Origin of the sequence: Tsukamurella tyrosinosolvens (genome assembly GCF_900104775.1) — a bacterium.
In the GTDB taxonomy this organism is placed as follows: Bacteria; Actinomycetota; Actinomycetes; order Mycobacteriales; family Mycobacteriaceae; genus Tsukamurella; species Tsukamurella tyrosinosolvens.
In genome coordinates, this window is sequence record NZ_FNSA01000003.1 from 3,841,445 (window position 1) to 3,853,783 (window position 12,339).

A 12,339-nucleotide genomic window follows, 5' to 3' on the forward strand; every position below is an offset into this window, starting at 1 on the left:
GTTCAGGCCCCGAGAACACCGTCGACGAGGGCCTTCGCCTCGGCCTGCACCTGCGCGAGGTGCTCCGCTCCGCGGAAGGACTCGGCGTAGATCTTGTACACGTCCTCCGTGCCCGACGGCCGCGCCGCGAACCACGCGCTCTCGGTGGTCACCTTGAGGCCTCCGATGGGCGCACCGTTGCCGGGCGCGCGGGTGAGCCTGGCGGTGATCGGCTCCCCCGCGAGCTCGTCCGCGGTGACCTGCTCGGGCGAGAGCTTCGCCAGCACGGCCTTCTGCTCGCGGCCGGCGGGCGCGTCCGTGCGCGCGTAGGCGGGCACGCCGTACTGCTCCCCCAGTACCGCGAAGTGCTGCGACGGGCTCTTGCCGGTGACGGCCAGGATCTCCGACGCGAGCAGCGCCAGGATGATGCCGTCCTTGTCGGTGGTCCACACGGAACCGTCGTGCCGCAGGAACGAGGCGCCGGCGGACTCCTCGCCGCCGAAGCCGACGCTCCCGTCGAGCAGGCCGGGCACGAACCATTTGAAGCCGACGGGGACCTCGAGGAGCTTGCGGCGCTGTTCCGCTACCACGCGGTCGATCATGGATGAGCTGACGAGCGTCTTGCCGACCGCGGCGTCGTCGCGCCAGCCGCCGCGCGAGGCGAAGAGGTAGTCGATGGCGACGGCGAGATAGTGGTTCGGGTTCATCAGCCCGCCGTCGGGGGTGACGATGCCGTGCCGGTCGGAGTCGGCGTCGTTGCCGGTCGCGATGTCGTACTGGTCCTTGTTCGCGATCAGCGAGGCCATGGCGTTCGGCGAGCTGCAGTCCATGCGGATCTTGCCGTCGGTGTCGAGCGTCATGAACGCGAACTGCGGGTCGACCGTCGGGTTGACGACGGTGAGATCGAGGTTGTACCGGTCGCCGATCGCGCCCCAGTAGCCGACGGCCGCGCCGCCGAGCGGGTCGGCGCCGATGCGGACGCCCGCGTCGCGGATCTTGTCCAGGTGCAGCACCGAGGGCAGGTCGCCGACGTACGAATCGAGGAAGTCGAAGCGCTGCACCGCGTCCGACGCCAGGGCCTGTGCGAGCGGGATCCGGCGCACGTCGCGGAGGCCGCCCTCGAGGATCTCGTTGGCGCGGGCGGCGATCGCCGACGTCGCGTCGGTGTCGGCGGGGCCGCCGGTGGGCGGGTTGTACTTGAAGCCGCCGTCCGCGGGCGGGTTGTGCGACGGGGTGACGACGATGCCGTCGGCCTCGACGCCGCCGCCGTGCTTGCGGTTGAAGGTGAGGATCGCGTGGCTCAGCGCGGGCGTCGGCGTGTACCGGTCGTCGTGGTCGATGAGGGTGTCCACGCCGTTCGCCGCGAGCACCTCCACGGCCGTCTCCCACGCGGGGCCGGACAGCAGGTGCGTGTCCTTCGCGAGGTACAGCGGGCCGCGGACGCCCTCCGCCGCGCGGTACTCGACGATGGCCTGCGTCGTGGCCGCGATGTGGTTCTCGTTGAAGCTGCCGTTCAGGGAGGTGCCGCGATGCCCCGAGGTGCCGAACGCCACCCGCTGGTCCGGATCGCCGGGGTCCGGTGCGACCGAATAGTACGCAGCACGAACGGCTTCGACGTCGATCAGATCCTCGGGAAGGGCCGGTTGGCCGGCACGCGCATGCGCCATCTTCAGTCCACCTCGTCAGTCCGGATACGGGCCGCGGATCACGCGGCCGCTGTCGTCCAACGTATCGCCGGGACGCGTTCCGCGCGCGGTAATCCAGCGCACGGACCGGGCCACGACGACCCGGCGGTGAGGATGACGCCGAGCAACGGCGTCGCGACGGCGGACCGTCGCGACGCCGCGGCCGTCAGACGATCGCCCAGACGAGGAGCACCATCGCGAAGCCCACCACCGACAGGATGGTCTCGAGGACCGACCAGGTCATGAGGGTCTGCTTGACCGTCATGTTGAAGTACTTCGCGACGATCCAGAAGCCGCCGTCGTTGACGTGGCTGAGGATGATCGAGCCGGCCGAGATCGCGATGACGATGAGCGCGATCTGCGCCTGCGAGTAGTTGCCCGCGGCCACCGTCTCGCCGATGATGCCGGCGGTCGCCGTGATCGCCACCGTCGCCGAGCCCTGCGCGATGCGCAGCGCACAGCTGACCAGGTAGGCGGTCACGATGAGCGGCAGGCCGAGATCCGACATCGAATCGGTGAGCGCCGTGCCGACGCCCGTGGCCCGCAGGACCGCGCCGAACAGGGCGCCCGCGCCGACCACCAGCAGGATCATGCCGATCGGCTTGAGCGCCGCGCCCGTCATCTCCGCCAGCTGGGTGGCGTTGATGCCACGCCGGATGCCCAGCAGGTAGAAGGCGAGCACCACGGCGATGGTCAGCGCGATGGCGGGCGTGCCGAGGAAGACCAGGATCGAGAAGGGCTTCGTGCCCTTCTCGAGCCACACCGAGCCGAAGGTGCCGCCGAGGATCAGCAGCATCGGCACGGCGATGATGAAAGCGATGAGCGAGAGCGGCGGCTTGTCCTTGCTCGCGTGCGCCTCCTCCGGGACGAACTCCTCCGGCACGTCGACGATGACGCGCTTGCCGATCCACGTGCCCCACACGACGCCCGAGGCGAACCAGGCCGGGATACCGCAGACGAGGCCCATGATGATGATCCAGCCGAGCGAGGTGTGCAGCAGCCCGGCCGCGGCGACGGGGCCGGGATGCGGGGGCAGGAAGGCGTGCGTCATCGACAGGCCGGCGAGCATCGGCATCGCGTACATGACGAGCGACTTGCCGCCGCGCTTGGCGCACACGTAGACCAGCGGCGCCAGGATGAAGATGCCGATGTCGAAGAAGACCGGGATGCCCAGGATGAGGCCGGTGACGCCCATCGCGAGCGGCGCGCCCTTGGGCCCGAACAGCTTGAGCAGCCAGCTGGTGAGCACGTCGGCGCCGCCGGAGCGTTCCAGGATGGCGCCGAGCACCGTGCCGAGGCCGATGATCGGGGCGATGTGCCCGAGGATGCCGCCGAAGCCGGTCTCCAGGATCGATTGCGCCGCACCCTTCTGCGGCGATCCGACCAGCTTCTCGACGGAGACGCCCGCGACCAGCGCGAGGCCCACCGAGACGATGATCAGCGCGATGAAGGGCTCGAGCTTGACCTTGATGATGAGGAGCAGCAGGACCGCGATCGATACCGCGGCGAGGGTCAGCAGACCCCCGGTGTCGTGCTGCAGCCAGTCGATGGCCGAGGACATGAGTGGTACTCCCGTTCTGGAAGGGGATCAGAGCGCGGCGACGAAACGCGCGGCGCGGAGGGTGATGTCGGCCCAGTCGCCGGCGGCGACGGTGTCGGGGGGCACGACGGACGTGCCGGCGCAGACGGCGATCGCGCCGGCACCCAGGAACTCGCGGGCATTGGCCTCACTGACCCCGCCGGACGGGAGGAGCGGCAGGCCGGGGAACGGACCGTGCAGGTCCTTGAGGTACGCCGGCCCGAAGGCACGGGCGGGGAAGATCTTCACGGCCACCGACCCGAGCGCGGCCGCGCGGGCCACCTCGGTCGGGGTCAGCGCGCCGAGGAAGACGGGGACGCCGAGGTCGCGGGCCGCCTCCGCGACCTCCTCGTTGACGTCGGGCGTCACGAGGAACCGGGCGCCGGCGTTCACGGCGTCGCGCGCCTGCGCGGCGGAGCGCACCGTCCCCACGCCGAGGTTCGTGCCCTCGACGCCGGCGGCGCGTTCGAGGTGGCCGAGCACGCCGGGCGTGGTGAACGTCAGCTCCACGGTGCGGATCCCGCCCTCCGCGAGCGCGCGGCACAGGGCCGCGGCGTCGGGGAGTTCGGGGGCGCGCACCACGGTGAGCGCCCGGTCGGCGGCCAGCGCGTCGAGCAGGCCGGATGGGTCGGTGGCGGTCACAGGACTCCTTCTTCCGTGAGGCGCAGCGCGCCGCCCGCGAGCGCGCCGGTGGTCTCCCCCTCGTCCAGGGCGGCGACGCCGCGGACGAAGACGTGCGTGAACCCCGCCGCGGGCGTGCGCGGGGCGTCGTAGGTGGCGCGGTCGATCACCGCGTCGGGGTCGAAGAGCGCCAGGTCGGCGGCATGGCCCTCACGGACCAGGCCCCGTCGGACCAGGCGGAGGCGACGGGCGGCCCGCCCCGTGAGGTGGCCGACGCACTCCTCGAGGCTCATCAGCCCCAGGTCCCGGCTGTAGTGGCCGAGGTAGCGGGCGAAGGTGCCCCAGGCGCGCGGGTGCGGCTTGCCGCCGACGAGCAGGCCGTCGCTGCCGCCGGTGTGCGCGGGGTGGCGCATGATGGCGCGCACGTTCTCCTCGTGCCCGACGTGCTGCAGGATGCCGGTGGCGAGGCGGTCGTCGAGCAGGAGCCCGATGCACACGTCGAACGGGTCGCGGCGCTCGTCGGCGGCGATCCGCTCGATGGTGCGGCCGACGTAGCCGGCGAGCGCGTCGGTGCCGACGCCGCTGATCTCGATGGTGTGCCACTCGGCGATCACGCCGTGACAGCCGTCGGATCCGGTGTGCTCCAGGTGCTCCCGGATGCGGGCGAGGTCCTGCGGGTCGCGCAGGCGCGCGAGAGTGGCGTCGGCGCCGCCGGCCGCGGTCCAGCTCGGGAGGATCGCGGCGAGCGTCGTGGCGCCCGGCAGGTAGGGGTAGGTGTCGAGGGAGACGTCGGCCCCCGCGGCGACGGCATCGTCGAGCAGGGCGAGGAGCTCGGGTGCCCGGCCCTTGTTCGGCCCGAAGTTGAGGGTGGCGTGCGCGAGGTGCAGCGGGCAGCCGGTGCGCCGCGACAGGTCGATCATCTCGGCGTAGGCCTCCATCGCGCCCGCGCCGTAGCTGCGGTGATGCGGCGAGAAGTAGCCGCCCAGCTCGCCGGTCGTGCGCATGAGCGCCGCCAGCTCGGCGTCGTCGGCGTACATGGCGGGCGTGTAGGTCAGTCCCGTCGACAGGCCCACGGCGCCCTCGCGCATGCCCTGCGCCAGGATCTCCTGCATCCGGGCCACCTCGGCCGGGGACGCGACACCGTCGCCGAAGCCGATCGTGAGGGCCCGGAGGAGGCCGTGCGGCACGAGGTAGGCGAGGTTGGTCGCGGTGCCGGCCGCATCGAGCCGGTCGAGGTACTCGCCGACGGTGCGCCAGGAGAAGTCGAAGTCCGCCGGATCGGTGTTCCACCCGGCGATCTGGCGCCGGACGACGGCGAGCGTCTCGTCGGAGACGGGCGCGTAGCTCAGGCCGTCCTGGCCGATCACCTCGCACGTGACGCCCTGCGTGATCCGCGACGGGTGCCCGGGGTTGAGGAGCACCTGCAGGTCGGAGTGGGCGTGCATGTCGATGAAGCCGGGGCTCAGGACCAGGCCGTCGGCGTCGATCACGCGGTGCGCCGCCCCGAGGTCGGTGCCGATTTCCGCGATGACGCCGTCGGTGATCGCGACGTCCGCGGTGTAGCGCGGCGCCTCGGTGCCATCGACGACGGACGCGGCGCGGATGAGTGTGTCGTGCATGGCGCGCCTCTAGAAGTAGGTGGAGATCATGTCGACGACCTGCGGGTTCTCGCCGTCGTCGGCGACCACGGGGATCACGCGCCATTTGTCGAAGACGGTGCACGGGTGGCTCAGGCCCAGGCGCACGACGTCGCCGACCGCGAGCGGGTCACCCGCGGGCAGGCGGAGGAACGCGTGCTGATCGTTGACCGCGGAGACCTCCGCCTCGAGCGGTCGCGCGGGCTCGCCGAGCGCGGGCGCGGCGACCTGCGGCTCGGGCAGGCCCTCGTCGAAGGAGACGTCGCGACGGCCCACGTCGAGCAGGGCGAGGCCGGGCTCGGGCCGGGAGATGACGCGCGCCCAGACGTGCATCGCGGACCGCAGCCGCGGCGCGTCGGCCTCGCGGCCGGACGGCGTGATGCCGCGGTAGAAGCCGTCGTCGTGGATGATGTACGCCCCCGAGCGGACCACGATCCGGGCGTCGTCGATGTCGCCCAGGATCGCGGCGACGCGGTCGAAATAGGCGCTGCCACCGGCGGAGACGACGATGCGGCCCGCCGGGTACAGCGGGCGCAGGCGGGAGTGCAGGTCCTTCAGCGTGCGCAGGTACTCGTCGACGGTGCCGAGCGCCGCGGCCGACGTGTCGTGCGCGAAGGCGCCCTCGTAGCCGGTGACGCCGCCGAGGCGCAGCCGCGGGGACGCGGCGATGCGCTCGCCGATCGCGACGGCCTCGTCGACGGTGCGCGCCCCGGTGCGGCCGCCGGGGCCGCCCATCTCGACGAGGACGGTGGGCTGCCGCGTCGCCGCGGCGAGACCGCGGTCGAGCACGTCGACGGTGCCGAGTCCGTCGGCCCAGAGGGTGACCTCGAGGTCCGGGTCGGCGTCGAGCGCCTCGCCGAGCCAGCGGATGCCGGCCGGGTCGGCGATCGCGTTCGCCACGTGCAGGTTCCGGAAGCCGGTGGCGACGGCGGCCTGCAGCTGGGGCAGGTTCGCGACGGTGATCGCCGTGGAGCCCGCGTCGAGCTGGTCCTGCCAGAGCGCGGGCGCCATCGTGGTCTTGCCGTGCGGCTCGAGGTCGAAGCCGTGCGCGGCGGTCCAGCGCGCGAACTCGGCGACGTTGTCGTTCATCGCGGCGCGGTCGAGTACGAGCACCGGCGTGGAGAGCCCGGCCAGACGCGGCGCGCGGGCGAGGAAGTCGGCCGTCGTCATGCCGTTCGCCCACGCGGGCACCGCCTTGTCGAGCACACTCAGCACCGTCGGCCGCGCGCCGTTCCCGTTGGCCATCATGCTTCCCAATCTGCTACGTTGCGTATATTGCAATCACCGTTGCGTGATGCGTGTCACAGACGCTAGCATTGCGACGAGGACCTGCACAACCACGAGACGGAAGAACGGTGCGAGACGGTGACGGAAGCTTGGATCGCGTGCCTCGGGGAACCGCTGGCGCTGGTCGCCGCGGCGGACCTGGACGCGCCCGCTCCCGCCATGCACGCCGGCGGCGCCGAGGCCAACGTCGCCGCGGGCACTGCGGTCCTGGGCACGCCCACCGCCTTCCTCGGACGGGTCGGCGGGGACGCCGAGGGCCGGCGGATCGTCGAGCACCTCCGGGCCCACGGCGTGCTCACCGGCGGCATCGAGGTCGACGGTGCCGCCTTCACCGGCCGGTACGCCAAGACCGAGGGCGTCGACGCGGACGGCGAGCCCGCCACCGCCAGCACGTACCGCCGCGCGGGCAGCGCGGCCGCGGCGATGGGCCCCGACTTCCTCACCCGCGCCGCGGTCGCCGCGGCCCTTAGGAGCGCCCGCATCGTGCACACCAGCGGCATCACACCGGCCCTCTCCCCGTCGTGCGCGGCCCTCACCCGGACCCTGCTGCGCGACCGCACCGGCGTGCGCGGCACCGTCACCTTCGACGTCAACTGGCGCGAACAGCTCTGGCCCGACGGCGACCCGTCGCTGGTCGTCGAGCTCGCCCGCAGCGCGGACGTCGTCCTGGTCGGCTCCGACGAGGCCGAGCGCGTGCTCGGCACCGGCTCCCCCGCCGCGGTCCGGGCCCTGCTTCCCGAACCGCGCACCGTCGTCGTCAAGGACGGGGCGGTGCGGGCCATCGCCGTCGACCGGGAGGGCGCGCAGATCACCGTCCCCGCGCTGTCCGTCGACGTCGTCGAGCCCGTGGGCGCGGGCGACTCGTTCGCTGCGGGCTTCCTGCACGGGCTCGCGCACGACGAGGACATGCGCACATGCCTGCGGCGCGGGCACGCCGGCGCCGCGGCGACGCTGACGGTGCGCGCCGACTTCGCCACCCTGCCGCCCGAGGCCATGACGGCCCTTCTGAGCTGCGACGACGACACGTGGTCCGCCGCCTACGTGGGCCCGGCGGGAATCCGGGTGGGCGGCGCGGCGTTCCCACCGCCACGCGAGAGCGGGACCCCATGAGCCAGAGCCTGACCCGCGCGCTGGAGATCCTCCGCCTGCTGGGCGAGGCCCCCGCCTCGCTCGACGAGCTGGCCGACGAGCTCGGCGTGCACAAGACCACCGTGCTGCGCCTGCTGCGGCCCCTCGTCGACGCGCGCTTCGCGTACCACGACGAGGCGCACCGCTACCACCTCGGATCGCGCGTCTTCGACCTGGCGGCACGCGCCTCGGAGCAGCGCGGGATCCGTGAGATCGCCGCGCCCCACCTGGTCGCGTTCAACCGCGAGTACGGCCGGACCACGCACCTCGCGGCCCGCGAGGGCGACGCCGTCGTCTACATCGACAAGCTGGAGTCGCGCGACCTCATCCGCATGTATTCGCGGGTGGGCATGGAGGTCAATCTCAACTCCAGCGCCGTCGGCAAGCTCATGCTGTCGACGCTGCCCGACGACGAACTGCGACGGTTCGTCGCCGGGATGGACTTCACCCGGCGCACGCCGAACACGATTGTGACCCCCGAGGACTACCTGGCCGAGATCGAGCGCGTCCGCGCGCAGGACTGGGCGGCGGACCGCGAGGAGAACGAGCCCACGATCAACTGCATCGGCGCTCCGGTCCGCGATGCGAGCGGCACGATCGTCGCTGCCGTGTCCGTGTCGGTGCCCGACGTGGTCCTGCCCTTCGACGAGCTGCTGGACCTGCTGGAGCCGCTGCGCGCCACGTGCGCGGCGATCTCCCGCGACTGCGGGTACCGCCCGCGCTGAGCCTCCCGGACACCCCGGGGAACACCGAAACACCCACGAGAGCAAAGGAATCACCACCATGACCGCGACCGCCGTCTCCACCACCGACGCGCCCGCTCCCGCCCACTTCTTCTCGCAGGGCGTGCGCCGCGGCAACCTGCTGCAGGTCTCCGGCCAGGGCCCGATGGACCCCGCGACGAACCAGTACATCGCCGCCGGCGACGTCAAGGAGCAGACCCGGCGCACCCTGGAGAACGTCAAGGCGATCCTCGAGGCCGGCGGCGCGTCCGTGGCCGACGTGCTGATGTTCCGCGTCTACCTCACCACCCGCGACGACTTCGGCCCGATGAACGAGGTCTACGGCGCGTTCATCGCGGAGAACGTACCCGAGGGCGCCGCGCTCCCCTGCCGCACGACGGTCTTCGTCGACCTCCCGCACGAGGTGATGCTCGTGGAGATCGACGCGCTCGCCGTCCTGGACTGAGCGCACCGCTCCGCCGTTGATACATGCGCATACCGCAATGTATGGTCATCCGGTGATCTCATCGGACGAGGGGGCGGAGCTGAGATGAGCGGACACGCGGGACACGATCACGGGGTGTCGGCCGACGCCGACAAGCGCTGGCTGAGCCTGGCGCTGGCACTCATCGTCGGCTTCATGGCGATCGAGGTGACGATCGGCATCATCGCGAGCTCCCTCGCGCTGATCACCGACGCCGCGCACATGCTCACCGACGCCGCGGCGATCGTGCTCGCTCTGGTCGCGATCAAGCTCGCCGCGAAGCCGGCGAAGGGCGGCTACACGTGGGGCCTCAAGCGGGTGGAGATCCTGTCGGCGCAGGCCAACGGGATCACCCTCCTGCTCCTCGCGGCGTTCTTCGTCTACGAGGGGATCTCGCGGCTGATCACGCCACCCGACGTCGACGGCCGGCTGGTCTTCTTCACCGCGCTCGCCGGCTGCGTCGTGAACCTCGCCGCCACGTGGTGCATCCGGCGGGCCAACCGCACCAGCCTCAACGTCGAGGGCGCCTACCAGCACATCCTCAACGACCTCTACGCCTTCATCGCCACCGCCATCGCGGGCGCGGTCATCTGGGCCACGGGGTGGGGCCGGGCGGATGCGATCGCCGCGCTGGTCGTGGCCGCGCTGATGCTCAAGGCCGGCTGGGGGCTGGTCAAGGCGTCGGGGCGGATCTTCCTCGAGGCCGCGCCCGAGGGCCTCGACCCCGCCGAGGTGGGGCGCGACGTCGCCGCGGTGCCGTCGGTCACCGAGGTGCACGACCTGCACATCTGGGAGATCACCTCGGGGCAGCCCGCGCTGTCGGCGCACGTCCTCGTCGACGCGGCCGCGGACTGCCACGCCGTCCGCTCGAAGATCAGCGGCATGCTGCACGACGAGTACGGCATCGAGCACGCGACGCTGCAGGTCGATCACGACGGCGCCGAGGACCACTGCGACGAGCCCCACGGGGAGGCGTACCGCTCGGAGTGAGCCGCGACACGATCCTTCTCAACCCTGGTTGTTTAGGTTAGGCTCCCCTGCATGATTGCAGGACGCTCCCTCATCGCCCTGGCGGCGGCCGTCGCCGCGACCGGCGCCCTCGCGGCACCCGCTACCGCCGCGCCCGCACAGGGCACCGTCGTCATCGTTCCCGGCCAGTACATCGGCGCGCTGCCCTACCAGCCGATGAAGACCGCCCTTGAGCGGTCCGGGTCGCGGGTCGAGGTGCTGAACCTGCGGGGCCTCGACCTGCGCTCCGACGCCGCCGCGATCGGCGCGGCCGTCGACCGGGCGAAGGCCGGCGGCGGCCCCGTCTCCCTCGTCGGGCACAGCGTCGGTGGCCTCAGCGCCCGCTACTACCTCAAGGCGCTGGGCGGAGCCCCGAAGGTGACCCACTACGCCGCGATCGGCACCGCGCAGTACGGCAGCCCCGCCGCCTGCTCGCAGTCCGGCACCGCCCGCGAGGTGTGCCCCGGTTCGGACTTCCTCGCCACCCTGAACAGCGGCGTCGGGGCCGTCGGACCCACGCAGTACTTCTCGATCCGGAGCGCGAAGGAGTGGGCCGACGGCCGCATCACCGGACCGCAGTGCCGGATGACGCCCGTCCCGTCGGCCACCGGGAACGGCGGATTCGACCACACCGTCGAGCCCGTGGACCCGCGCGTCATCGCCCAGGTCCAGGCTGCGGTCGCCGGACGGTGCGAGGGCGTGCGCGCCGACGAGGCCGCCGGCTCGATCCAGGCGGCGAACACCCTGTACCCGGCGGGCCGGGCCGCCAGCGGAGGCTAGCGGGTCAGGACCCCGTGAACGGCGGCACCACGTAACAGGGCACCGGCCGCGGATGCTGCGGGTCGAGGGCGTTGAGCGCGAAGTACGCCGCGCGCCGGGAACCCGCGATGGCCAGATGGTCGGAGAAGTCCTGGCCGCAGGTGTCCTGCACGACGATGTTGGTGACCTTGGTTCCGGGTGGGCCGTCGAGCTGGCCGCTCGTGTACGGCAGCACCAGCTCGTCGAAGCGGGTGGAGATGTTCGTGTACTCGACGCCGCGCGCATAGGGCGTACCGTCGGCCCAGATCTTGTCGAGGAAGCGCGATCCCGGCAGCATGTCGCCGATCGACTCGAAGACCGGAAAGTACGGATCGCGGATGTTCAGGCCGCGCACGAAGACGGAGGCCGCGCGCCCGAGATCGCCGCCCGTGCCGCGCCAGAGCGGCGCGAGCGAGACGTACTTGCCCACCTTGCCGGCGCCGCCCAGGTACTTCACGAAGTACGACGGCATGAGCGTGCCCTGCGAGTGGCCGATGAGATCGACCTTCTTCGCGCCGGTCGCTGCGAGAACGCGTTCCACCATCGACTTGAGTTGCTGCGCGCTGGTCGCGAGCGGCCGGGTCCCGCCGATCTGATTCACCGGCCACGGCGCGCCGGGCAGCGCGCCGTAGGTGAACGAGAAGACGCAGTAGCCGTTGTTCTTGAGCAGCGGCGCGTAGGCACCCCAGTTCGTCTGCGAGCCGCCGCCGGTGCCGTGCACCAGCACGACTGGGTTGGGGTGGCGAGCCGTGGGCCTGCAGGAGTAGTCGTTCGTCCCCGGCAGCGAGCCGTTCGCGTTCGTCAGTTCCGACGGTATGCCGCCGAAGAAGTTGAAGTTCTCGGGCAGCGGAGCCGCGGTCGACGGTGCCGCCACCAGGAGCGCGGCGCCGGCCGCCGCGACGACCGCCCGTCGCCATACGGAACGCAGGTTCATGCCCACGGACGATAGCCCAACCCTCGTCGTACTGAGAGACGTTTCTAGAACTTGTTTCACCGACACTCACTCGGATCGGCCACTCGAGAATCGTGCGATGCGGTCACTTTCCCGGCTAATTACCCATATCCGGCAATCTGCTTGCCGCCGCAAAGGCGTACACCGTAAGAACCGCAGGAGAGGGACCGTCCTGCGGTCGTCGCTTCCCCCGGTCTGCAGGAGCCCCCCATGTCCCCGACCGTCACCCGCATCGCCGTCGCCGCGTTCTCGATCGCGGCGCTCGCCGCCCCGGCCGCCGCATCGCACGCCGATCCGTACTACAAGAACTGCACCGAGGTGCGCCAGGCCGGCAAGGCCCCGATCCTCAAGGGCGATCCCGGCTACGGCAGCCACCTCGATCGCGACGGCGACGGCATCGCGTGCGAGGTGAAGAAGAAGTAGCACCGGACACGAAAGCGCCCCCGGCCGATGGCCGGG

12 protein-coding genes are annotated in these 12,339 nt (G+C 71.8%); 6 read left to right on the plus strand and 6 right to left on the minus strand.

The window, feature by feature from the left end:
• Positions 1 to 2: 2 nt before the first annotated feature.
• The 5 genes from pgm to BLW32_RS21020 form a co-directional block, all read right to left on the minus strand.
• A complete protein-coding gene (gene pgm / locus BLW32_RS21000) occupies positions 3 to 1,646 on the minus strand; it encodes a phosphoglucomutase (alpha-D-glucose-1,6-bisphosphate-dependent) (protein WP_068739633.1) in 1,644 nt (547 codons plus the stop codon).
• A gap of 184 nt (positions 1,647 to 1,830) precedes the next feature.
• Positions 1,831 to 3,225, minus strand: a complete 1,395-nt coding sequence (locus BLW32_RS21005; RefSeq protein ID WP_068521927.1) for a GntP family permease — start codon at positions 3,223 to 3,225, stop codon at positions 1,831 to 1,833.
• A gap of 27 nt (positions 3,226 to 3,252) precedes the next feature.
• Positions 3,253 to 3,885, minus strand: coding sequence for a bifunctional 4-hydroxy-2-oxoglutarate aldolase/2-dehydro-3-deoxy-phosphogluconate aldolase (locus BLW32_RS21010; protein ID WP_231857286.1), 633 nt, complete (start codon positions 3,883 to 3,885; stop codon positions 3,253 to 3,255).
• Entirely contained in the window at positions 3,882 to 5,483 is a 1,602-nt protein-coding gene (locus tag BLW32_RS21015; RefSeq protein WP_068739634.1) for an N-acyl-D-amino-acid deacylase family protein, read from the minus strand. Before BLW32_RS21015 ends, BLW32_RS21010 begins: the two co-directional genes overlap by 4 nt.
• Positions 5,484 to 5,492: 9 nt before the next feature.
• Positions 5,493 to 6,749: a type III PLP-dependent enzyme domain-containing protein gene (locus BLW32_RS21020; RefSeq protein WP_068739636.1), complete on the minus strand. Its 1,257-nt coding sequence runs from the start codon at positions 6,747 to 6,749 to the stop codon at positions 5,493 to 5,495.
• A gap of 117 nt (positions 6,750 to 6,866) precedes the next feature.
• Between BLW32_RS21020 and BLW32_RS21025 the strand changes: the two genes are divergently transcribed.
• The 5 genes from BLW32_RS21025 (at position 6,867) to BLW32_RS21045 (ending at position 10,910) form a co-directional block, all read left to right on the plus strand.
• The gene (locus BLW32_RS21025) at positions 6,867 to 7,898 is read left to right on the plus strand and encodes a sugar kinase (RefSeq protein WP_068739638.1); all 1,032 of its coding nucleotides are present in this window, start codon (positions 6,867 to 6,869) and stop codon (positions 7,896 to 7,898) included.
• Positions 7,895 to 8,641 (plus strand): IclR family transcriptional regulator, encoded by a 747-nt coding sequence (locus BLW32_RS21030; protein WP_068739640.1) that lies wholly within the window; start codon positions 7,895 to 7,897, stop codon positions 8,639 to 8,641. The genes BLW32_RS21025 and BLW32_RS21030 overlap by 4 nt, the downstream gene beginning before the upstream one ends.
• A gap of 58 nt (positions 8,642 to 8,699) precedes the next feature.
• The gene (locus BLW32_RS21035) at positions 8,700 to 9,104 is read left to right on the plus strand and encodes a RidA family protein (RefSeq protein WP_068521941.1); all 405 of its coding nucleotides are present in this window, start codon (positions 8,700 to 8,702) and stop codon (positions 9,102 to 9,104) included.
• An 84-nt stretch (positions 9,105 to 9,188) separates the two neighbouring features.
• A complete protein-coding gene (locus BLW32_RS21040) occupies positions 9,189 to 10,112 on the plus strand; it encodes a cation diffusion facilitator family transporter (RefSeq protein ID WP_068521948.1) in 924 nt (307 codons plus the stop codon).
• A 51-nt stretch (positions 10,113 to 10,163) separates the two neighbouring features.
• Positions 10,164 to 10,910, plus strand: a complete 747-nt coding sequence (locus BLW32_RS21045) for an esterase/lipase family protein (protein ID WP_068521950.1) — start codon at positions 10,164 to 10,166, stop codon at positions 10,908 to 10,910.
• 4 nt (positions 10,911 to 10,914) lie between these two features.
• Here the strand turns inward: BLW32_RS21045 and BLW32_RS21050 are convergent, their stop codons facing one another.
• Complete coding sequence (locus BLW32_RS21050) at positions 10,915 to 11,862, minus strand: esterase/lipase family protein (RefSeq protein WP_068626398.1); 948 nt, start codon at positions 11,860 to 11,862, stop codon at positions 10,915 to 10,917.
• Positions 11,863 to 12,090: 228 nt separating this feature from the next.
• On the opposite strand from BLW32_RS21050, the gene BLW32_RS21055 reads away from it, so the two are divergent.
• The gene (locus BLW32_RS21055; RefSeq protein WP_068521955.1) at positions 12,091 to 12,303 is read left to right on the plus strand and encodes an excalibur calcium-binding domain-containing protein; all 213 of its coding nucleotides are present in this window, start codon (positions 12,091 to 12,093) and stop codon (positions 12,301 to 12,303) included.
• Positions 12,304 to 12,339: the final 36 nt, after the last annotated feature.

Bases quoted from the DNA above. Each gene is read 5' to 3' on its own strand.
- BLW32_RS21015 (WP_068739634.1), bottom strand. From the start codon at position 5,483: ATGCACGACACACTCATCCGCGCCGCGTCCGTCGTCGATGGCACCGAG.
- BLW32_RS21030 (WP_068739640.1), top strand. From the start codon at position 7,895: ATGAGCCAGAGCCTGACCCGCGCGCTGGAGATCCTCCGCCTGCTGGGC.
- pgm (WP_068739633.1), bottom strand. From the start codon at position 1,646: ATGGCGCATGCGCGTGCCGGCCAACCGGCCCTTCCCGAGGATCTGATC.
- BLW32_RS21005 (WP_068521927.1), bottom strand. From the start codon at position 3,225: ATGTCCTCGGCCATCGACTGGCTGCAGCACGACACCGGGGGTCTGCTG.
- BLW32_RS21045 (WP_068521950.1), top strand. From the start codon at position 10,164: ATGATTGCAGGACGCTCCCTCATCGCCCTGGCGGCGGCCGTCGCCGCG.
- BLW32_RS21020 (WP_068739636.1), bottom strand. From the start codon at position 6,749: ATGATGGCCAACGGGAACGGCGCGCGGCCGACGGTGCTGAGTGTGCTC.
- BLW32_RS21035 (WP_068521941.1), top strand. From the start codon at position 8,700: ATGACCGCGACCGCCGTCTCCACCACCGACGCGCCCGCTCCCGCCCAC.
- BLW32_RS21040 (WP_068521948.1), top strand. From the start codon at position 9,189: ATGAGCGGACACGCGGGACACGATCACGGGGTGTCGGCCGACGCCGAC.
- BLW32_RS21050 (WP_068626398.1), bottom strand. From the start codon at position 11,862: ATGAACCTGCGTTCCGTATGGCGACGGGCGGTCGTCGCGGCGGCCGGC.
- BLW32_RS21055 (WP_068521955.1), top strand. From the start codon at position 12,091: ATGTCCCCGACCGTCACCCGCATCGCCGTCGCCGCGTTCTCGATCGCG.